Source organism: Enterococcus hailinensis (assembly GCF_045862035.1).
Taxonomy (GTDB): domain Bacteria; phylum Bacillota; class Bacilli; order Lactobacillales; family Enterococcaceae; genus Enterococcus_A; species Enterococcus_A hailinensis.
This window is the reverse complement of record NZ_BAAFRV010000014.1, coordinates 43,932-64,461: the sequence shown is the minus strand read 5'-3', so window position 1 is coordinate 64,461 and position 20,530 is coordinate 43,932. Positions and strand designations below refer to the sequence as shown.

22 protein-coding genes and 1 tRNA gene are annotated in these 20,530 nt (G+C 36.3%); 1 reads left to right on the top strand and 22 read right to left on the bottom strand.

Translation table 11 applies throughout. The annotated features are described in order from the left end of the window. Positions 1–115: 115 nt before the first annotated feature. From ACKTSC_RS10410 to ACKTSC_RS10390, 5 genes are all read right to left on the bottom strand, one after another. The gene (locus ACKTSC_RS10410; protein WP_407857551.1) at positions 116–343 is read right to left on the bottom strand and encodes a hypothetical protein; all 228 of its coding nucleotides are present in this window, start codon (positions 341–343) and stop codon (positions 116–118) included. 303 nt (positions 344–646) lie between these two features. Continuing rightward, positions 647–991 carry a ribonuclease G gene (locus tag ACKTSC_RS10405; RefSeq protein ID WP_407857550.1) on the bottom strand — a complete coding sequence of 115 codons (345 nt, stop codon included), beginning with the start codon at positions 989–991 and terminating at the stop codon, positions 647–649. A gap of 571 nt (positions 992–1,562) precedes the next feature. Next, a tRNA-Sec gene (locus ACKTSC_RS10400) sits at positions 1,563–1,659 on the bottom strand. Positions 1,660–1,799: 140 nt separating this feature from the next. Next, entirely contained in the window at positions 1,800–2,153 is a 354-nt protein-coding gene (locus ACKTSC_RS10395) for a DUF1622 domain-containing protein (protein ID WP_407857549.1), read from the bottom strand. 118 nt (positions 2,154–2,271) lie between these two features. Then, complete coding sequence (locus tag ACKTSC_RS10390; RefSeq protein WP_407857548.1) at positions 2,272–4,338, bottom strand: LTA synthase family protein; 2,067 nt, start codon at positions 4,336–4,338, stop codon at positions 2,272–2,274. 382 nt (positions 4,339–4,720) lie between these two features. Between ACKTSC_RS10390 and ACKTSC_RS10385 the strand changes: the two genes are divergently transcribed. Next, entirely contained in the window at positions 4,721–5,245 is a 525-nt protein-coding gene (locus ACKTSC_RS10385) for a type 1 glutamine amidotransferase domain-containing protein (protein WP_407857547.1), read from the top strand. A gap of 43 nt (positions 5,246–5,288) precedes the next feature. Here ACKTSC_RS10385 and ACKTSC_RS10380 read toward each other — a convergent pair whose 3' ends face one another. From ACKTSC_RS10380 to prdD, 17 genes are all read right to left on the bottom strand, one after another. After that, a complete protein-coding gene (locus ACKTSC_RS10380) occupies positions 5,289–5,747 on the bottom strand; it encodes a MarR family winged helix-turn-helix transcriptional regulator (RefSeq protein ID WP_407857552.1) in 459 nt (152 codons plus the stop codon). 11 nt (positions 5,748–5,758) lie between these two features. Next, positions 5,759–6,169 (bottom strand): organic hydroperoxide resistance protein, encoded by a 411-nt coding sequence (locus ACKTSC_RS10375; protein ID WP_407855366.1) that lies wholly within the window; start codon positions 6,167–6,169, stop codon positions 5,759–5,761. Between the two features lie 142 nt (positions 6,170–6,311). Further along, positions 6,312–8,114, bottom strand: coding sequence for an FtsX-like permease family protein (locus ACKTSC_RS10370; protein ID WP_407857546.1), 1,803 nt, complete (start codon positions 8,112–8,114; stop codon positions 6,312–6,314). A gap of 12 nt (positions 8,115–8,126) precedes the next feature. Continuing rightward, complete coding sequence (locus tag ACKTSC_RS10365) at positions 8,127–8,879, bottom strand: ABC transporter ATP-binding protein (RefSeq protein ID WP_407857545.1); 753 nt, start codon at positions 8,877–8,879, stop codon at positions 8,127–8,129. 62 nt (positions 8,880–8,941) lie between these two features. Next, entirely contained in the window at positions 8,942–9,313 is a 372-nt protein-coding gene (locus ACKTSC_RS10360; RefSeq protein WP_407857544.1) for a YxeA family protein, read from the bottom strand. A gap of 192 nt (positions 9,314–9,505) precedes the next feature. Beyond that, positions 9,506–10,054, bottom strand: a complete 549-nt coding sequence (locus ACKTSC_RS10355) for a CD3073 family putative ECF transporter S component (RefSeq protein ID WP_332654348.1) — start codon at positions 10,052–10,054, stop codon at positions 9,506–9,508. After that, positions 10,047–10,547 carry a CD3072 family TudS-related putative desulfidase gene (locus ACKTSC_RS10350; RefSeq protein WP_332654352.1) on the bottom strand — a complete coding sequence of 167 codons (501 nt, stop codon included), beginning with the start codon at positions 10,545–10,547 and terminating at the stop codon, positions 10,047–10,049. Before ACKTSC_RS10350 ends, ACKTSC_RS10355 begins: the two co-directional genes overlap by 8 nt. Positions 10,548–10,549: 2 nt before the next feature. Then, positions 10,550–11,932: an L-seryl-tRNA(Sec) selenium transferase gene (selA, locus tag ACKTSC_RS10345; protein ID WP_407857543.1), complete on the bottom strand. Its 1,383-nt coding sequence runs from the start codon at positions 11,930–11,932 to the stop codon at positions 10,550–10,552. 15 nt (positions 11,933–11,947) lie between these two features. After that, positions 11,948–13,072: an aminotransferase class V-fold PLP-dependent enzyme gene (locus ACKTSC_RS10340; RefSeq protein ID WP_407857542.1), complete on the bottom strand. Its 1,125-nt coding sequence runs from the start codon at positions 13,070–13,072 to the stop codon at positions 11,948–11,950. Positions 13,073–13,095: 23 nt separating this feature from the next. Further along, entirely contained in the window at positions 13,096–14,988 is a 1,893-nt protein-coding gene (selB, locus tag ACKTSC_RS10335; RefSeq protein WP_407857541.1) for a selenocysteine-specific translation elongation factor, read from the bottom strand. Positions 14,989–15,049: 61 nt separating this feature from the next. Beyond that, entirely contained in the window at positions 15,050–15,316 is a 267-nt protein-coding gene (locus ACKTSC_RS10330) for a putative Se/S carrier protein (RefSeq protein ID WP_332581602.1), read from the bottom strand. A 13-nt stretch (positions 15,317–15,329) separates the two neighbouring features. Then, positions 15,330–15,929: a sulfurtransferase-like selenium metabolism protein YedF gene (yedF, locus tag ACKTSC_RS10325; RefSeq protein ID WP_332581601.1), complete on the bottom strand. Its 600-nt coding sequence runs from the start codon at positions 15,927–15,929 to the stop codon at positions 15,330–15,332. A gap of 30 nt (positions 15,930–15,959) precedes the next feature. After that, positions 15,960–16,982, bottom strand: a complete 1,023-nt coding sequence (gene selD, locus ACKTSC_RS10320; RefSeq protein ID WP_407857540.1) for a selenide, water dikinase SelD — start codon at positions 16,980–16,982, stop codon at positions 15,960–15,962. A 283-nt stretch (positions 16,983–17,265) separates the two neighbouring features. Then, positions 17,266–18,144, bottom strand: a complete 879-nt coding sequence (locus ACKTSC_RS10315) for a TSUP family transporter (protein WP_407857539.1) — start codon at positions 18,142–18,144, stop codon at positions 17,266–17,268. 19 nt (positions 18,145–18,163) lie between these two features. Next, entirely contained in the window at positions 18,164–19,180 is a 1,017-nt protein-coding gene (locus tag ACKTSC_RS10310; RefSeq protein ID WP_407857538.1) for a proline racemase family protein, read from the bottom strand. An 81-nt stretch (positions 19,181–19,261) separates the two neighbouring features. Continuing rightward, positions 19,262–19,741: a glycine/sarcosine/betaine reductase component B subunit gene (locus tag ACKTSC_RS10305; protein WP_332581597.1), complete on the bottom strand. Its 480-nt coding sequence runs from the start codon at positions 19,739–19,741 to the stop codon at positions 19,262–19,264. 25 nt (positions 19,742–19,766) lie between these two features. After that, on the bottom strand, positions 19,767–20,504 hold the full coding sequence (gene prdD, locus ACKTSC_RS10300) for a proline reductase cluster protein PrdD (RefSeq protein WP_407857537.1): 738 nt from the start codon (positions 20,502–20,504) through the stop codon (positions 19,767–19,769). Positions 20,505–20,530 lie beyond the last annotated feature (26 nt).

The following is a 20,530-nucleotide window of genomic DNA, read 5'->3' as shown; positions in this document are numbered from 1 at the left end:
AGTTCGTCTGTAGTAAGATGAGTATAGGTCATTTAGGCTCACTCCTTGTTTTTCTTTAGGCGGAAATACAAGTTGAGTGTAGCATAAATGACTTTTTTTGTTGTCTAGCTTAATTTTACAATTGGCGATGAATAAAAGAATCTTCTAGATAGATGGAAATAAAACCCACAACTTTAGTATACTCTACAGCAACTAAAACACTTTCCCCTAACGTATCATTATCAAAATCAGTTAATTTAAATCCAGTTGAATCTAACCAATAAAAAGCTTCCTTTCGGCTGATGAGATATAAGTCCCTTAATTCGTTTCGCTGAGATTCTTGCATATCTTTTACCGTAATCAAAAATGTTTCCTCCTTGCTATTTCCATTACATTCGCAGCTTATATTTATTTTTTTGGTCATTTACGCTATTTTTTTAACGAATATAGACCAATACTATTTTTAGCTAGGATATCATTTAACATAAAATAATCCTAGGTATACAATAATTATCGAGCTAGTTCCTTTCCTTTTTTTTAAACAAACATGACATGGCAACATAAACTTTCATTCTAGCTCATTGACAGTCGTTTTCTACGACTGTCTTTTTTATTTATACTAAATAGACTCAATAAAAAAAGACCACTATCAAGTGGTCGATCAAAATTAATTATATAAATAGCTAGTACTAATATAAATGAGTACCGGTAACAAAAACAGAAAAATAATTATAGCTATAATAGATAAAATAATTGAAACGATTCCCGCACGATTCCATGTCTGCTGCACCGCTAAAAACGTCTCAACATCCTCATAGTTCCCTTTTTGCCAAGCCCATTCATTTCCTTTAAACCCACAAACGAAAATCCAAACAATATTAAATACTGGAATCAAACATAATAACGGCAGATAGGTTTTATTCCCAAATCCCCACGTGATATTATACATAAATGCTCCCCAATTCCACCCTTTGATTGCTTGAGGTATTTCATCACCATATTGCTCGTTCATTAAAACTCCTCCTTTGTAAGAACAACTCCATCATAACAAAATAGATTCTACAAAAAAAGCACTATCAACAGTTTATATTATTTAACCGTTAATAAAACTTCATCAAAACAAAAAAAATACTTATTTATACTATTTTTATTTACGAATTTAGCTTAAAAATATTTTTTTGGTGTTTTTTATTTCACAAATAAATTTTTTAGTTTTATACTATCCACTGAGTTAGTTCCTTTCCTTTGTTTAACGAATATGTCATTGTCATTAACACTTTCACGTTCTAACTCATTGACAACTGTTTTTAAACAGTTGTCTTTTTTGCTTAAAATTTCCTCTTCAGTTTTATTTAAGCTTCGACAACTATAGTAGTTACAGTCAATCAAATAAATTTTCTATCTATTGTCTTCTGTGGATGAACTTGGTGTTTTGGCTTAACGATGAAACTTAAAACAGTCGTTTGTTTTATTACATTTAAGCTGCAGGTTCGATTCCTGTCTTCCACGTTAAATTTTTTCAAAAATAAATGAAACGATAAAAAAGTCAACTACCAAAGATAGCTGACTGTTAGATCCAATATTGGCGGGAATGTGTGAGAATCGAACTCACCCAAGAAGCTCTTAACTCCTCATACTGGTTTTGAAGACCAGAGGGCACACCAGAACCCATCCACTCCCGAAGCAAGATAATCATACCATGGATTTAAAGGGGTATCAATAACAAATAAATAAATAAAAAGAAAGAAAATTCCCGGCTTACAGGAATTCTTTCCTTTTTAAATTACTAGTAGCAAAATTATAGACCATTTTTTTACTATTTATTGGCCTTCTGAAAATTCGCTGATTTCTTTGTTTAAAAAGTAAGAAATCACTGTTCGGATAATGACGATCAAAGCTAATTTAATAATGTCTTGAAATGTAGGTTTAATGATTGATTCAATGATATCTGCTACGATCAAAAATTCTAAACTCAATAAGATATAACTTCCTAAATAGGCTTTGATAAATTTATTTCGTGTCAAAACAGATGGAAATTTATTTTTGGTTTTTGCTTGGACCAGTTTTATAAACGACGCAATTGCTCCAAATACAATGATGCCAATCGATAATACATCTAAGACTAAAACAAATGGATGAACAATATTCTGGATAACACTATCAAAATCAACCATAATTCCCCTACCTTTTACATTACTTTTAACTTTATTCTAAGCCGAATAAGTTATCCAAGCAACTAATTATCCTTTTTATAAAAAAAACAAGGAGCCCTTGATAACGGCTCCTTGCTTTTTACTTGATTGATGGATAAAGGTCGGCAGTTGTTTTATTTCCATTTTTAGAAAATACACTGGTCGACTTATTCCCTTTGGCTTTTTCGATTGCCTCGTTTTTCTTATCCAAGTTTTTGTATTCAAAGTCTTTTGGATCAATCGGTGAAAATCCTTCTGGTGTATAGAATCGCAATAGATTTTCTTGATTCAATTTATCCGACAAGCTCAATGCTTCTTTCACTTGTTTTTGTTTTTGGTTGATATCCGAGGTGATACCTAATTCATTCGTATCAACAACTTCACCTGTTTTATTGTCATAGGTTTGACCGCCTAGTTCCGTGTAATTTGGTGTCACGAAATCACCATTCCTGAATGCTACTGTCTGGTCATGTTGTGAGGAGAATAGATCTGTCCCAAATTGAATATATTTCGAGCTATCAACCCCTACCAAATGAAGCAACGTTGGCAAGACATCGATTTCACCGCCGTATTGATGTTGGATTCCACCTTGAGTATAACCTGGAATATGGAACATCAATGGGACACGTTGCATTTGAGCATCATCAAATTTACTCCATGTTGATGGATCTTTGCCTAAAGCTTTCGCTAAATCTTTATTATTGCTATCTGAAATACCAAAATGGTCTCCATAGATCATAAAGATCGAATTTTGATAAATACCAGATGCTTTAAGATAATCAAAGAATTCACGTAAAGATTCGTCTAAATAGTGAGCCGTTCGTACATAATCATCAACCGTACTGTCTCCTGTATTCAATGATGGAAAATTGAAATTCTTATCATCTGTTAAATACGGCGTATGGTTTGTTACGGTTAAGAATTTTGCATAAAAAGGTTGTTGCAAATGTTCTAAATGTCCGACAGACTCTTTCAATAAATCTTTATCTAAAATACCGTAGCCTAAACTTTCATCTGAAGAGTTAAAGTATGAACGGTCAAAGAAATTTTGATAGCCTAGGTTCTTATACACGTGGTCTCGATTCCAGAAACTACCGACATTCCCATGGAAAACAGCGCTTGTATAGCCTGACTGCTGATTTAAAATAGCAGGTGCCGCTTGGAAAGTATTATCCGATCCAAGTTGTGTAAACAATGAGCCTTGCGATAACCCAAAGGTGCTTGTCTCTAACATGTTTTCAGCATCACTGGTTTTACCTTGTCCAACTTCATGGAAGAAGTTATCAAAAGCCAATGTTTGCTGACTATCATTTTCTAAACTATTTAAAAATGGTGTGACTTCTTGACCATCCACTTTCATATTGATCAAAAATTGTTGGAAACTTTCTAAATGGATCACAATAATATTTTTGCCTTTAGCGATCCCATATTTACTTGAATCCGGTGCTGCATAGTGGCTCTTGGTGTATTTCAATACATCCGTCAACCCATTACTAGAGGCGTGAGCACGCACACTATTGGTTTGCTCTGTTTTGATCCCATCATAGATCGTAAAAGCATCCAATCCTAAATATTTTACAATATACGAACGGTCAAACGTCCGTTGTAATAATTGAGGACGATTAGCTTCACTCAATGATAAGTTCACAGAAAATATCAACGCTGATAAACAACTGATTGCCACCGCAAAAGATTTACGAACCGGTTTACTGATAATCTTTTTTCGTTTCACAAAAATGTAGATCAAAATACCTAAGAAAACGAGAATATCGATCCAATACAAAACATCATGGACTTTCATTAAGGCAAATGAACTCCCAGAAATTCCTTGAGAGACTTTTGAAAATCCTAAAACTGATTTTATCGTGACAAAGTCAGTAAACTCACGATAAAAAATCACATTGAGATACAAGATCAAAGTGTTGAAAAGATCTAACAGAAATAATGTGATCAGTGCTGGTTTGATCTTTTTGATATACAGGAATACTCCGAAAATCAATAACGTTGTCGCAATTGGATTGATCCATAAAATGAAATACTGGATGGATCCTTGTACACCCAATGAAAAATCGGTGTAGTAGGCGAAAATCGTTTTTGCCCAGAATAGTACGCTGACTACCATTAAGATGACCCAACGGTTGGTAAAAGCTTGCTTTATCCGGTTCATCCGGAACACTTCTTTCTCTATTAAATTGTCCGTTTCTACTATAACAGATTTCAAAAAATATGCATTTTTATTTAGTAAAAAAATACTATTTTTTAAAAAATTAAAAATTATTATAGATAACCTTTAAAATTTAACGATAAGTCCGCTATTTTGCTAGTTTTGTAAAAATAAATGAAAATTTTCTGAGACATAAAAAATTCACATTCTTAATATTTATCCATAAAATAACAGAATATAATTAGTGCTTTCATTTACTTATATTACTGATTTAAATTTCTAAATGCTTATTCTAGGAAGTAACTACTCTTTTAGTAAGCGGATATTTTTATCTTTCCACTAGTTTCTGTTATGGTAAATTTATCAAGAAAAAGGAGGAGTCATCTTGCGTTTAGAAAACAAAAAGGTTATTGCATTAGTTGATCATGACTTTGAAGACTTAGAACTTTGGTATCCTGTTCATCGTGTTAGAGAAGAAGGGGCACAAGTTGATTTAGTTGGAGCTGAGGCACATAAAACCTATATTGGGAAGTATGGCGTTCCAGCGGAATCTGATTATGCTTTCAGCGATATCGATGTTGCTGACTATGATGCTATTCTTGTCCCGGGTGGATGGGCACCTGACAAATTACGTCGCTTTTCTGAGGTCATCTCATTTGTTCAGAAGATGGAGCAAGCAGAAAAAGTTATCGGCCAAATTTGCCATGCCGGATGGGTGTTAATTTCTGCAGACATTCTTAAAGGGAAAAAAGTTACTAGTACCCCAGGTATCAAAGATGATATGACTAATGCTGGAGCTACATGGATCGACACGCCCGTCGTAACCGATGGACATATTGTTTCTAGTCGACGCCCACCTGATCTTCCTGATTATATGCGTGAATTTATTGCCGTTTTAGAGAAAAAATAGCAAAACAAAAAGCCCAAAAGAATCATAATTCTTTTGGGCTTTTTTAGTTATTAGAAATACCAGCAATGAATTTTGTAGTTAAACGTTGCAGTATCAATAATTCTTCCTCAGAAAGCGGAAGAAACTCATGAATTTGATTTGGAATAGTTTTGGCTTGTTCTTTTAACCTCTGTCCACTACTTGTTAAACAAATAGTTAACAATCGACCATCTGCTTGATCATGTATTCGCTGAATGAATTCTTTTGTTTCTAGTTTTTTTAATACCGGCGTCAACGTACCCGAATCCAAACATAATTTCTTCCCTAATTCAGTTACCGATAATCCATCCGTTTCCCAAAGGACTAACATGACTAAGTACTGCGTATACGTTAGATTCAAAGGATTCAATAACTGTTTATAATGTTTCGTTATTTCTTTTGAAGCGGCATACATTGGAAAGCATAATTGATTTTCTAATAGTAACGCCGCATTCTCGTGAGCTGAATCTAGTGGTTCCTTCATCACTCTAAAAACTACGCTTCAACTGCTTTGATTGTTACTTCAATATTGCCTGCTGTAGCTTTTGAATACGGGCAAACAGTATGAGCAATTTCTAGTAATTCTTGTGTTTCTTCTACCGATAATCCTTCGATTGAACCTTCGATTTCAACACCTAAAACAAAGCTTGATTCACTTTCAGCATATAAAGAAACTTGTGCACTGACAGTCGCTGCACCTTCGATTCCTTTATTTTGCTTAACAAGATCTAAGGCACTATTAAAACATGCGCTATAACCAGCCGCAAAAAGTTGTTCCGGGTTCGTTGCGTTTTCTACCCGTTTACCCGGTGCAGCAATATTTAATTCAAATGAATGATCAGGACTATGAACTTCTCCAGAACGGCCACCAGTATTAATGATTTTTGTTGAATACATTTTTTTCATATCGCTATCACTCCATCTTATAAATTTTGTACAAATAAATTGTACGCAATCTTTTTCTTTTATTCAATTAATCTGCTTGCTTCAAATCACAGGAATAAAAAAAGCTGAAGCAAAAGAATTTCGACTTTTGCTTCAACCTCTCCTAAGCTGTTTTTTTCATCACGATTCCAGTATAGATCCAGACAGTCAATCCATAGTAAATCAAGTAAAGGACTAAGAAAATCAAGAATGGCAACCATAAATTATTGTACGGTTCGCTAAGTAAACTTTTAAACATCTGTAATCCAAACAATACATGGAGCATTCCTAATAATCCTGGGACTAAAAATAAAACTCCGATTTCCTTGCGAATAGAAGATGATAAAAGTTGCCGTCTCGCTCCGATTTTTTCCAACATAGCATAGCGTTGGATATCACTTTTAGCTCCTGATAAAATCTTAAACATCAAACAGCTGGCCAACATTGTTAAAAAGGCAATTCCTAAGAAGAAGCCCATGAATTCAAAACCAGAAAATAGTGCATTGTACGTATCGTAAATAGCTACCTTTTGCGAAAAGCTACTATTGTCTTGATTTAGTGTGGGATTATTTCGTTTATTTTCTTCAACCAGTTGCGACAATTGCTCTTTGTCTTTCATAAAATCAGCTACATGAATCACCCGTAATTCTGTTGGTGCGAGATTTAACGCTGAAAAAGCGGCAGCGCTCAAGAACTGATGCTTTTTGGTTTTTTGTTCTGGCAATTCTAAGTTACGTAATTCATCAGCGGCTGTTACATCATTTTTTAAAGTCTCACCATCGTAATAAACTTTTTTAGTCGTCCGATTAGCGACGAATGTTTTAGCTTCTAATGGATTTTGATCAAATTGCGCTTGATTATAATAAATCGTCTCTTGATCTTCTTTTTGCGTATAGGTCACATCAGAAGTCGGCTGAATACTTGCCAAGTTAGACGCATCGACTTTTTGCGCATTATTTAAGATCAAATCATACGTAGAGGTGACCTCGGTCATCTTAGGAATTTCATTGTGAAATCCTAGTCCTACGGTAATTGCTCCGAGAGCTAAAGCAAAAAGCATCGCAACCATCGACAGGATCTTCGTGTAATCTTGAATACGGAAACTTAATTGCGATAAGGTAAAGTTATTCAACCCTTTCAATGCCACACTGTCACGGTTTTTTAGCAAGTTCAAGCCAAAAATCAAGATCGAATGGAAAACAAAGTACGTCCCTAAAACAATGGTGATCAAAGCGATCACTAATGCTATGAAGGCTAATTTCAATACTTGAGTCATCATATAATAACCGATCGCTAAGAAAATGATTCCTGCAATCACTTCTAAAAGCAAAGTGATCGTTTTACGCTTTGCTGGCATCGGTGTTTCACTTGCACGCAATAAACTTAAAATCGGTTTTTTAACGATCGTCATCGCATTCACTAATGCTGCTAGCAAAAAGATTATTGTAAAGAACACAAAGGTAACTAACATCCCTGTCGTACTTACTGCTGAAAAATGCGTGATTTTAAGTGCTAACTGTTTGACTAATAATTGTTGGACAATACTACTCAAGCCAATTCCGACTACCACTCCGACAATCGTTGCCCCGACACCCACGAGAAAGGTCTCGATAAAAATCATTTGTGCGATTTTACGGCCTTTGGCGCCTAGCATCATAAACATAGCATAATCTTTTTGCCGCATCGACATCAAAAATGAATTAGCATATAAAATATAAACAAACGTGATGATCGAAAGTAGCACTGTTCCTAAATGAAAAATCAATACGACCGACGACACCAAAGAATTACTTTTTAAAAATGTTTCATTGGTTGCTAATCCTTCGAACATATAAAAAATCCCCGAAGCCATGACCAAGCCTGAAAATAGCACGACATAATCTCTTAAGCGACCTTTTATTCCAGTAAGCGATAATTTTAAAAGCATCAAAAATTCCTCCTACTGTTCCAAATTTCCAAGAATGCTTAGAATCTGGCGATAGAAAGCTTCTTGGGTTTGGTCTTCACGATTGAGTTCTTGATAGATCACACCATCTTTGATAAATAAGATGCGGCGACAATAGCTGGCTGAGAAAGGATCATGCGTAACTAATAAGATCGACACTTGATCTTTTTGGTTCAATTCTTCCATCGTGTCCAACAAATCACGCGCACTATTTGAATCCAACGCACCGGTAGGCTCATCGCCCAATAAAATCGTAGGCTGAGTGATTAGCGCACGGGCAGCGGCGACCCGTTGTTTTTGTCCACCAGAAATTTGAGCAGGGTAACTATTCAAGATCCCATCGATCGACAAGCGTTTAGCAACTTCTGCTACGCGACGATGAGTAGCTTTTCCCTTAACTCCTTGTAAAGATAGAGGAACCGCGATATTTTCAGCAGCCGTCAAGTTCTCTAATAAATTAAAATCTTGGAAGATAAAGCCGATCTCTTTACTACGAAAATCAGCTAACTGATTGCCCGATAGTTTTGTGACGTCGGCTTGGTTAATTGCGATTTCACCAGCTGTTGGTTTATCTAGGGTCGCTAATAAATTCAATAATGTTGATTTACCCGAACCAGATGCACCCATGATTCCAACAAATTCACCTTTTTCTACTTCGAATGAAATTCCTTTCAAAGCTTCTGTTTTCTTCTGATTTCCTTTACCGTATGTCTTCTTGACGTTATTGACTGAGACAATTTTTTCCATTATTACACCTCATATTCCAAATTCTTGTTGAAACCATTCAATTAATGATTTAGTCTTTATAACTAATTTTTCGAACTTATACCTAATTTTTCAGCAGCTTTTTCAGGAACTTTCTTTTTTTGGACTTCTTCATAAGAAGTCACTCCTTTTTTCTTATTCCAAGTCACTTTCAAAAATGCATCTTTACGCAACGGACGATCTTTAGCAGCCGAAAAAGTTAATTGTTTTTCCTCGCCATTTTTATCGTATCCTGGTAATGAGTATTTATAATCTACATATTGATTGCCGCTATCATCTTTATTGACGATCCGTTCTCCATCATTAGTGATTTGTACATAATAATCATCCCCGCTAGAAACGACTTTCTGTGCTATTTGCAAACCTACAAAGGCAAGAACGATTAAACTAACTAAACCAATCAAAAATTTCTTCATGAGTCATTGCTCCTTTTCTAATTTCTTTCCATACTATACAAGTTTATTTGAATTTTCACCATATTTCGAAGATAGAATCATCTAACAAAATTGTCATTTCATAAAAAAAGAGCCAGCCTCAACATCATCGTTGAAACTAGCTCATATGATTGAATCAAAGCTAACTGTTTTAGCTTTAAAGGTTTTAGCGGTTCATTTTATTGCAAATCGCTTCATTTGGGGTAATTTGATAAACCATGCAACAAGTAGGCAAGAAACAATTTTATCCACAACATTGGCAGAAACCGCTCCCCAGTAAGTAGCACTGACCATTTCCTTGCCAGATGCACGCAGTGCCATAATCACAATATCTGTACCTGATCCAGTAAAACCACCAAACAAAGCCAAACGAATCGGAGCACCAATCATTGGACAAATAAACGCTAATAGTATGCCTGCAATCAATGCTTGTTTATATCCAAAACCACGTTTAGCTAATAAAGCAACCACAATCGCCACTGCTACATTTACTAGTGCAAACGGAATCGATAAGGGACCACTAAGCAATCCCATAAGTAGATTTGTTGTTACTCCTGTAATGATTCCATAACCCATACCAAAATTAGCAGCAATAAAAATGGTTCCCATCGTATCTAAAAACAACAAGGGAATTTTCATCATCGAAACAGCTTCACCTAAGACAACATTCAACACTACAGCAATGGCACACATAGCAATTACTTTGGCTTTACTATTATTCATTCTCTACTCCTCTTTCCAAGAAAATTTTTAGTTGTTCATTTAAGTCCCCTTGTTTTTCTTCACTGTACCAAGTAGGAACCTCAAAATAATCAGTATTGATACCCATTTCTTTACAAAGATCAAAAAATTCTTCCATTAAAACCCCACGCTCACCACTAATAGAACAATTAGGACTTTCATTAATCCCAACTACACCTAAATATTGATAGCCTTGCTCTTGGTAAGCATTAATTTGCTGAATAATAGGATCTAATATTATTTGACATTTATGACGATAGTTTGGTAGTTTATCATACTGCTGATAAGTCATTGGTGGTCGCTCACCACCAAGTATCAAAAATTCAGGACAAGGCAGCTGGATAAGTGCAATCCCAGCTTTTAACAAATCTACTGTAAAGGGAAAAGCACCACGAGCTCTTTCCCAACCGTGGATCACTGCATTTTGATTCAAGACACAATGCGAGACTGCGACTAATTTTTTTTGCGGGTGAATATCTATCCCTCCTTAAAAATTTCTAGCAAGCTTGTTTGGATCATTGAAAATTCTGCTTCATCAATTGTTCTTACATCAAGTAAATTACAGTCGTTTTTAATCCGACTGATAATCGGTACCTTTGCCATTCGTAGTTTTACTTGTAAATGATCGGCTGAATATTTTTTACTTGTTAAAGAAACAGTCATTGTCGGCAGTAAATGTTCAGGATAAGACCCCCCACCAATTTTACTATGATCTTTTTCAATCGTTACGTCTAAATCAGGAATTGCACTTAACATATCCGCTAATTTTTTAGCTTTCGTTAAACATTCTTGTTCAGTTAAACTGATCATTTGTAATGTCGGAATAGCTTCCAATGCTACTTTTTCATCTAAATACAAAGCGAAGGTTGCTTCTAGTGCGCTTAAGGTCATTTTATCAATTCGTAAAGCTCGTAAAAGTTGGTTCTGCTTCATTTTATCAATATATTCTTTTTTTCCAACGATAATACCAGCTTGTGGCCCACCTAATAACTTATCTCCGCTAAACGTGACCACATCACACCCTTGTTCCAAGATTTCTTTGATTGTTGGCTCATACGGCAGACCAAAAGACCGCATGTCTAAAAACAAACCACTCCCTAAATCATTGATCAGCGGCAATTTTTGACGATGGGCCAACTTAGCTAGCTCGTTTATTTCAGGGGTTTCAGTAAACCCAATAATTCGGTAGTTGCTGGTATGGACTTTTAAAATAGCTCCGGTTTCATCAGTTAATGCACGTTCATAATCAGTTAGATGAGTTTTATTCGTTGTTCCTACTTCTACGATTGTTCCGCCGCTAGAAGTAATGACATCAGGAATACGAAAAGCACCACCGATCTCTACCAATTCACCGCGTGAAACCAATACTTCTTTATTTTGGGTCAATGTGCTTAAAGCTAATAACACAGCCGCTGCATTGTTGTTCACTACTAATACATCTTCAGCGCCTGTGAGTTTCTTGATGATCGAGACTAGATGGCTATAACGCGAGCCGCGCTTACCTGTGGCTAAATCAAATTCTAAATTTGAATAATGAAAACTAGTTTCCATTACTTGCTGCTGGACTTGAGAACTCAATGATGATCGTCCTAGATTGGTATGAATGACTGTTCCAGTCGCATTTATTACTCGACGTAAAGAAAACTGATTTTCCTGCAATTTTTTTTCAATTCTTGTGATGATTTCGGCATCCGTCTCTAGTTCCGTTTTTGTTCCCGAAAGAACTTCTTGACGAATCTCAGTCAATACTTTTTGTGTTATTTCTTTAGCTATGCCGTGTGGATATTCCGGATTTATTTTCTTCAATAGTACATCAACGGACGGTAATTTCGATAAAATAGTTTGAATCGTTTGAGTCATAAGTCTCCTACTTTCTCAGCGAGACGCTAGATTTTTTAGTGCTGTTAATACATGATCGACTTCTTTTTTCGTAGTAAAACAAGAAAAGGAAATTCGAACAGTTCCTCGGTCTGCGGTGTTTAACGCTTCATGCATCAAGGGGGCACAATGATACCCGGGACGAGTAGCAATTTTAAATTCTTCCCAAAGTAGATCACTAACAATGGCCGATTCCGCATCTCGAAGATTGATTGAAAAAACATCGACTCGCGGAGCTGAAAAGTCACCATAAGTAGTTAATCCGGTAATTTTTTTGGCTTCTTGATAAAAATATCCTCCTAAATTAGAATTACTATCTTTTGATTTCAGCCACTCGACGCTAGCAGCTAAGCCTGCTAACCCGGGAATATTTAATGTTCCGGCTTCTAGCAATGTCGGTAGTACTTGCGGTTGTACTTTTGAAAAAGACTGCATGCCATCGCCACCCGTCAAAATAGGTTCTATAGATACATCTTTTTTTATACACACGCCGCCCGTTCCTTGTGGTCCATACAATGACTTATGTCCAGTAAAACAAAGTGCCGAAATTTTTCCATCACTAAGATCAATCGGTACTGCCCCGGCAGTTTGTGAAGCATCGATAATCAGAAAAAGATTATGCTGCACACAAAATTCTTTGATTCTAGCTAGATCCAATAGATTTCCTGTGACATTACTCGCGTGGTTGCAAATAACCACCCTCGTTGTTGGACGTAATTTTCGTAAAAATTCATCGTAATTCAATCGTCCACTGATTGGTTCGCTCGAGATAATATCTAACAATACACCTTGAGCTTCCAATTGATACAATGGCCGCAATACTGAGTTATGCTCCCAAGAGGTCGTGATCACGTGATCACCTGGATGGATCATCCCTTTTAAGACTTCATTCAGTGCAACAGTCGCATTGTTTGTAAATGCAACTTCGTACTGTTCACTGGCCTGAAAAAGTTCTTTGATCTGATTTCTAGCATTTTCAGCCACATGATAGCTAGCCAGAGAATAGCCATGAGCACCACGAGAGGAATTTCCATAATCACCTTGAAGAATTTTTTTTATTGAATCACTGACTACTGCGGGTTTTTGCGCAGTTGTTGCGGCATTATCCATATAAATACTCATGCGTCCCCTTCACCTCTTTATATCTATTGTTTAAAATAATTTCCTAAAACACGATAATTTTCTACCCGCTTGGTTATTTCTTGCTTGTCCATGTACTCTAAGATCAACATTGAGGACTTGCGGCTTGAATCTGTCAAATCTCGAAAGTCCCCTAACGTCATTTGACCCTTTTCAACGATTTGTTTATTGACTAATTCAACAGCTTGATCAAAGACTTTTTTTAACAATACATATTCATGCGTCAAAAAAACCACTGTTTCGCTATTCAAAGCTTCTAAGACTTCTTCAGCATTTTTATCTAAGTGGATTAACTCTTCTTTTTTTACCGGCGTATAACCATTTTTCGCTAAGACAGTTTCGATTTTTTCTTTGGCTGCTTTTTGATACTGATTAAAAGTTACTTCAAAATCTATCAAGGCTAGCCGATCATTACTTTCTTTGAGCTTTTCTTTTTTCATTAATTCCAGATATGTAGCAATTTCTTTTTCTGCCAAAGAGCGGCGCATCCGTGAACGAAATTCTTCTACTGGCATCCCATAGCGTAGACGATATTGTTTATGATAAGCAGTTAAAATTTCAATCCCTTGATCGGCTAATTTTTGAAAACTCGTTTGGGCTAAGTACCCGGTCTTAGTTTCTAAAATGCGTTTTTCTGCAATCATTTCACTTAATACAGGTTTGAGTTCTTCCGGATCTGTCCCAAGGTATTCTGCCAATTCTTTCAAATTAGTGAAAGGTTGTTTTTTATTCGTCATAAAATCATTGATCAATTCATCCAAACTACCATCTTCTTTTGCTTTTAAACTTTCTAATATTTCTACTTTAAAACGACGGTGTTTATGCGGTGCCGCATCTAAGACCTCACCTCCGGCAATCGTCTGCATAGGCGAATACGTACGTAAAATGAAACGGTCACGATCTTTCACTGCTACTTGCTCTTCTAGTCGTAATTGTAGAAAACCTTCTTCTCCAGGTGCAATCCAGTCGATTCCTAGTGGAACCGTTCGTGCCATCACCTCTCTAGTGCCTATTAGTAAACGAACCCGATCCCATAACCCGATTCCGTTGGTTACTTCGGGCAAACAAGTCACTTTAACATCCAACATCCACGTATCAGATAATTTTTCAGATGTTGTTAAAACATCACCTCGCTGGATTTCATCCTTTGAAATATTTGCTAAATTCAAAGCTGTCCGCTGTCCGGGCTGAGCATTTGAGACATCCATTTCATGAACTTGGATATTTCTTACTCGCGTTTTCTTTTGGCTAGGATACAGGTAAAGATCTTCACCTGTATGAATTTCTCCATCGAGCAAAGTCCCCGTAACAACGGTCCCAAACCCCTTTACACTGAATACACGATCAACATTCAAGCGAGCTGCCCCATTTTTTGATCTTTCGGTCGCTATTTCAGAATATTCTTGAATTTTATTAATCAGAATTTGGATTCCTGTACCTGTGACGGCATCCGTTTCGATCAAGTCAGCTTTAGCTAATGGCGTTTCACTTAATTGTTCACGAATATCTTCTACGACTAACTCTTTTAGTTCCGGATCAACTGTATCTACTTTAGTTAAAACAATCAAAAAGTCCTGAATGCCTAATAGTGATAGAATATCAATGTGTTCTTTTGTTTGTGGCATGATTCCTTCTGCCGCATCAATCACTAATAAAACAAGGTTAATTCCGGGCAACCCAGCAACCATATTCTTAATGAATTTTTCATGTCCCGGAACGTCTACGATTCCTACTCGTTTATCATTTGGTAGATCCAAATAAGCAAAACCTAAATTAATCGACATTCCTCTTTTTTTCTCTTCTGAAGTCGTATCTGTTTCAATCCCTGTCATGGCTTTGATCAGCGTTGTTTTTCCATGATCGATATGCCCAGCGGTTCCAATTACAATATTAGCCATCTATTAATCCCTTCATTCGTATAATCTTTCTTGCCTTACAATACTGGTTCTCATACAACTATTAGCGAGCTTCTAGTAATTCATAGTTTATTTTTAAGCCAGTCTGATTCGCGTGATAAAAGCCTTCTGAAATGATCGCTGATTGATCCAACAGTTCTCTCAGTTGTGCTTCTTCCGATAACGAATATTTCAAAGAAAAGCCACAACTAGCATGAATCCTTTCCGGAGTAGGAATGATTCGCACAGCTAGTTGGGCTTTTTTTGCAATTTCTTCTGCTTTCATCGCTTCTCGTGTCGAATAGAATAAGGCAACACCGTATGTTTGCATCAAAATTGCTCCTTTATGGTTTTATGATTCTTGACGCTTCACGCATCATTTCTACTATTCTATACATATTAGTTACTTCACCAATTGCCGGTGTCAGTTCATAAAAGTTCAAGCAAGCACCACAAGAGTAGATTTCAACGCCTTGACCTGCTAAAGCTATCAAGTCTTCCAATGAATCTGATGCTTTAATTACTGACTGTACACCACCATTATAAAAAATAACTTTACTCGGTAAGACATCTTGTTCTGTTAATGAATAAATAAACCCTTTCAATAAATTCTTTCCTAGTTCGTCAGAACCTCTTCCCATCACATTCGTATCGATCACCACGATATATTCATCAGTAACTACATCTTCTGTAGGAGTTATTACGGTTTCCGATGTCTCACCTGTTAATTCAGTATTTGCTTTAGAGATTACAACAGCATATTTGTTTTCCGCTTGTTGCTGCATTTGATAAATATAACCAAGTTGCTCAGCCATTTTTTTCAAATTTTGAGTCGCGATTTCATTATCTACAAGCGTTTCAACAACCGTATGTTCACGTAGTGCCTTTTTTGTTTCAATTACTGGTAAAGGACACGCTTTACCTAGTGCATCAATTTTAAACATTTTTTCACTCCTTCATCATGTGTCATACCCTTAATTTACGATCAATTCTTTTATTTGTTTTTCTATAACAACGCCAAAATCTTTTGCCGGAATGTCTGCTGCTTGTAACGCTTTCACTAATGTAGAAGCTTCATCTGCAGGAACACTCACTAAGAGCCCGCCCGATGTTTGTGGATCAAATAAAAGCTCTTCAATTCCAAAATCATCGATTTGAAAATCGATTTTATCCTGCATGTAATTTCGATTACGTTGTCCACCTGCCGTCAAAATAAATTCTTTTGCTCCTTGATAGGCTTCCTCAAAATAAGGCAGTTCTTTAGCATTAATTTCCGCACTGAAATTATTATTCAACATCTCATGCAGATGTCCAGCCAAACCAAAACCAGTGACATCAGTACAACTATTGATTGAATAATGACGAATAATATCCATCGCATATTTATTTAATGTCTCCATGCTCGTGGTCGCTTTCACAAATGCAGCTTTGCTAATTTCTTCTGCACTATAACCAACCGTGATAATACTTACACCCAAAGGTTTCGTCAATATTAAGTGATCCCCTAATTGACAAGTATTATTTTGATAAATTTTAGTAGGATCGATGGTACCTGTAACTGATAAGCCATATTTGACCGATTGATCGTGAATCGAATGCCCACCAGCTAAAATAGCACCGGCTTCCTGGACTTTTTCAGAACCACCTCGTAAAATTTCTTTTAAAATAGCAAGATCTTTTTCTTCAGGAAAGGCGACAATATTTAATGCTGAAAGAACTTCTCCTCCCATAGCATAAACATCACTTAACGCATTTGCTGCCGCAATTTTACCAAAAAGATATGGATCCGTTACCATTGTTGGGAAAAAGTCTAACGTTTGAATGATTGCTAAATCTTCACGTAATTTAATAACAGCTGCATCATCTGTAGAATCAAAACCCACTAATAAATTTTCATTCGTTGTTTTAGGTAAATCAGCAAGCAGTTCTCCTAGATTACCTGGTCCAATCTTTGCATTACATCCACCACAAACAATTAATTGCTGTGCTGTTTCCATATTGCTCACCATCCTTTACTTCAACCATTATAACAGTTAATTTTTTATTTAACCATGAGAATTTTATTTAAGATAACTTATAAAATAGTATTAATTGTTCCTTTAAAAAGGAAAATTTTTTATACTATTATCGTAATAAAAAAAGAAATAGATCTTTTAAAAAAATAAATTTTTTATAGTTATTAAATAATCATCAATTTAAATAAAACTCAATTATTGTGAAATTTTAGATTAGTCTCTAAAAAAAGACTGCTCACTTTTCTTAAAGTAAGCAGTCTTTTTTTTAAGCTTTTACAACTGATCGCATACTCTTACGAATATAAGTGATCCCAGTATAGATAATTACAACAATGATAATGTATGTTAGAAGTTCTAAATCTAATCCTGTTACAAATTTTGCAGCGATAATCACTCCTAAAATACCACCGATTGTGATGGCTAAACTAACTTTACGGGCATAATCTCCCGTCTTCACAAAATTAATACTAGCAATCGGCATCAATCCTGCACAAGAACCCATCATTACTGGGAAAGCAACCAAAGGACTCAGCCCCAGCATGTAAACCATTGCCATACAAGGTGCATACAAACCAACACCTATCGTCATCAATGCACCTAGGAAGAAATTGATCACAACGCCGATAATTAACTTGATTCCTGTTAATGCAGTTGCAGTATTATCTGCACCTAAAATATCAATCCAGCCTTGTTGACGAGCAAACATTAATATCGCTGTAACAATTAATGCCCATCCCATCCAAAGTTGAACTTTTTTTTCCGGTAATCCCGTCACAAACTTCGAACCAATAAAAGCACCAATTGTTGCTGCCCCTACTAAAGAGAACAATGTTATTGGCGATACATCAACTACTTTTGTAAAGATAAATGCTTCAAGTAATACGGGGATTCCGTGCGACACATTTAATGTTCCTGGCAATAAGCGATCGGAACTCAACTGCTTTGTTGCATCTAATGCTAACGTGGTAGGCGCAAAACTTCCGATTCCTAATGTATCTAAGAAGTCTGTAACAAAACCAATAATTCCCGAAATAATCCAATTTCCATGACCTAAATTATTTCTATTTTTAAACAAATCACTACCCATATTGACCGTGTGTAAGACCATCAGTGCAACATAGATTCCTAGCAATATAGTTACCATATTTCCCCTCCTCTTATAGCTAGCCTAGAAGAAATCCATCTTTCAACGAATCTTTAGGATCCACTAAAAATGAATTATAACCAGTGACATATGCTGATCCAGTGACACGTGGAATAATTGCTTTGTATCCTCCAACTTCAGCTTCTGCAATAATTTCACCTTTAAATTTTGTACATAAAATACTTTCGTAAACAAAGGTATCGCCAACTTTCATTTCACCTTTGCCATAAAGTGTTGCCAATTTTGCACTCGTTCCCGTACCACACGGAGAACGATCCACTTGACCATCACCAAAAACGACCACATTTTGATATGTTGCATCTGGACTAGTCGCCGGCCCGTAAAATTCAACTAAATCCACAGTTTGAATATGTTTCAGCGTTGGGTGTTTGACCTCGATTTGTTCATTGATTGCTTCACGAATAATTATTCCTAAATCATTAAATTTAGATGCGTTTTCTGGTTTGATTTCTAACCCAACTGACGAAGCTGGCAAAATCGCAAAGAAACTTCCACCAAAGGAAATATCTACCGTAAGTTCTCCGATATCGGGAACATCAACTTTTACATTTTCTTTATATAGAAAAGATTCCACATTTTCAAAAGAGACAGCTTCTGCAGAATAGTCTTCATCCAAATGAACCATTCCTCGAACGATTCCGGCTGGAGTATCTTGCACCACTTTTACTTCACGTTCACCTTCTGGAACTTCAAGCCAACCTTGTTCTACGGCAGCCGTCATAGCAGCAATCGTATTATGGCCACACATATTTAAATAGCCACCTGAATCCATAAAAATAATGCCATAATCGGCTTCTTCATGAATAGGCTCTGTAATAAAAGCACCGAACATATCACGATGACCACGTGGTTCTAGCATCAACATCTTGCGTAAGTTATCTGCTTCATTTTCTAAATAGGCACGTTTTTCGGCCATCGTTTCGCCAGGAAATTTAGGAATTCCACCAATAATTAAACGTGCAGCTTCACCAGCTGTATGGGTATCAATTGCTGAAATCATTTTTGATACTTTCATGATTGCCCTCCTTATTGAGCATAATTATCTGAACATACCATTCATTTAAATTTCTTATTACGTCTTACACATCAATTTAGATCACCTTGGTTCTTGATTGTCTTTTCTCATTTTCAACTTTATAGAAGCTAGTGCCTTGGCTGCGTCACGCTGATCAATCGTATTTTCACCTACGATTTCCGTTTCAATTCCTTTTTCGGATTTATTAAAATCCAAGACGTGTTTTGTAAATTCATTTTCAACGACAAATTTTGCTTGTGTTCCAATGAATTTAAGGCCAATTACACTTATATTTCGCCGTCCAATTTCTTCTAAAGTATTGGCAAAATCAACATCAGAGTTGCCCCAACCGTCTGTTGTAGCAATTACACCATTCGTGCGCATTCCTTCCAACCAGATAGCAGTTCGTTGACCAACTAAATATTTCATTGCATTACTTTGAGGGGTACCAACAATGATAACTCCTTGAAAATCAATATCAGGATCTTTTCCCAAAAGATCAATCAATGGATCTTGAAAATGATGTAAAGATGTTTCTTTTGTTGATGGACCTATTCCCATGATGCCACCACCTAGTTCTTATTTGTTAAACCATTGAACGAATAGCTCCATCTCGATATTCGTTTGCAGATAAAAAGACTGGTATATTATTCATATCTATAATTGAAGTTCCTCCCGCAAAGCCACTTGGCTCATTAGGATAAAGCAACATATCATACATCGCTCCTTGACCAGCCACTTGTTTTACTAAAGCAACTTTTGGTTTTCCTGGATGGATGCTCTCTTCATAGACATGAACTTCACATGCATCTTTGCCGTCCAGCATCTTCAACTTCTCTCGGATTTCTTGGATATATTTGTCTACAATAGCAAACATTTTAAGACAAAGCCTACGATTAAAAGGAGTCCCCTTTTTAGCTAAAAGATCTACCAAAATGATAGTGTCTTCTGCTTTAGGCGTCCCTGCTCGATCCAATACTAAATGATCACGCAATACACCTTCAGAAGACCCAAATTCATGCATTTGTTCTCCTTCTTCGATTGCTCCAGTCATGACGACTGCAACGCCTGTTAGTGTATGCGTGATCCCAGTTCCCAACACACCCAACACTTTCGTAGAAATCGGAATGATATCCATGATCGTGTTGGTTTCAACTTCATGTTGATGTGGTGGAAGTAATCGAATCGTCAGCTTCTGAATAGCGGCGTCTTCACAGTCAAAGTCCTGCTTAATTTGCAATCGATCTGGCGATAACTTCCAATTATCGCCAAAAACGACCTCTTTCATATGAAAAACTTTGATCTTTAGAGTTTCGCCTTGCATTAATCACACCTGCTTTCATCAAAAAT

What these genes read in the sequence shown, in the direction of transcription:
- ACKTSC_RS10360 (WP_407857544.1), bottom strand. Translation starts at nt 9,313, where the DNA reads ATGAAGAAATTTTTGATTGGTTTAGTTAGTTTAATCGTTCTTGCCTTT.
- prdD (WP_407857537.1), bottom strand. Translation starts at nt 20,504, where the DNA reads ATGCAAGGCGAAACTCTAAAGATCAAAGTTTTTCATATGAAAGAGGTC.
- ACKTSC_RS10355 (WP_332654348.1), bottom strand. Translation starts at nt 10,054, where the DNA reads ATGAATAATAGTAAAGCCAAAGTAATTGCTATGTGTGCCATTGCTGTA.
- ACKTSC_RS10340 (WP_407857542.1), bottom strand. Translation starts at nt 13,072, where the DNA reads ATGAGTATTTATATGGATAATGCCGCAACAACTGCGCAAAAACCCGCA.
- ACKTSC_RS10305 (WP_332581597.1), bottom strand. Translation starts at nt 19,741, where the DNA reads ATGGGAATAGGTCCATCAACAAAAGAAACATCTTTACATCATTTTCAA.
- ACKTSC_RS10390 (WP_407857548.1), bottom strand. Translation starts at nt 4,338, where the DNA reads ATGAACCGGATAAAGCAAGCTTTTACCAACCGTTGGGTCATCTTAATG.
- ACKTSC_RS10405 (WP_407857550.1), bottom strand. Translation starts at nt 991, where the DNA reads ATGAACGAGCAATATGGTGATGAAATACCTCAAGCAATCAAAGGGTGG.
- ACKTSC_RS10330 (WP_332581602.1), bottom strand. Translation starts at nt 15,316, where the DNA reads ATGCAAACATACGGTGTTGCCTTATTCTATTCGACACGAGAAGCGATG.
- ACKTSC_RS10315 (WP_407857539.1), bottom strand. Translation starts at nt 18,144, where the DNA reads ATGGTAACTATATTGCTAGGAATCTATGTTGCACTGATGGTCTTACAC.
- ACKTSC_RS10375 (WP_407855366.1), bottom strand. Translation starts at nt 6,169, where the DNA reads ATGAAAAAAATGTATTCAACAAAAATCATTAATACTGGTGGCCGTTCT.
- selA (WP_407857543.1), bottom strand. Translation starts at nt 11,932, where the DNA reads ATGACTCAAACGATTCAAACTATTTTATCGAAATTACCGTCCGTTGAT.
- ACKTSC_RS10380 (WP_407857552.1), bottom strand. Translation starts at nt 5,747, where the DNA reads ATGAAGGAACCACTAGATTCAGCTCACGAGAATGCGGCGTTACTATTA.
- ACKTSC_RS10395 (WP_407857549.1), bottom strand. Translation starts at nt 2,153, where the DNA reads ATGGTTGATTTTGATAGTGTTATCCAGAATATTGTTCATCCATTTGTT.
- ACKTSC_RS10365 (WP_407857545.1), bottom strand. Translation starts at nt 8,879, where the DNA reads ATGGAAAAAATTGTCTCAGTCAATAACGTCAAGAAGACATACGGTAAA.
- yedF (WP_332581601.1), bottom strand. Translation starts at nt 15,929, where the DNA reads ATGTTTAAAATTGATGCACTAGGTAAAGCGTGTCCTTTACCAGTAATT.
- selD (WP_407857540.1), bottom strand. Translation starts at nt 16,982, where the DNA reads ATGGAAACAGCACAGCAATTAATTGTTTGTGGTGGATGTAATGCAAAG.
- ACKTSC_RS10310 (WP_407857538.1), bottom strand. Translation starts at nt 19,180, where the DNA reads ATGAAAGTATCAAAAATGATTTCAGCAATTGATACCCATACAGCTGGT.
- ACKTSC_RS10370 (WP_407857546.1), bottom strand. Translation starts at nt 8,114, where the DNA reads ATGCTTTTAAAATTATCGCTTACTGGAATAAAAGGTCGCTTAAGAGAT.
- selB (WP_407857541.1), bottom strand. Translation starts at nt 14,988, where the DNA reads ATGGCTAATATTGTAATTGGAACCGCTGGGCATATCGATCATGGAAAA.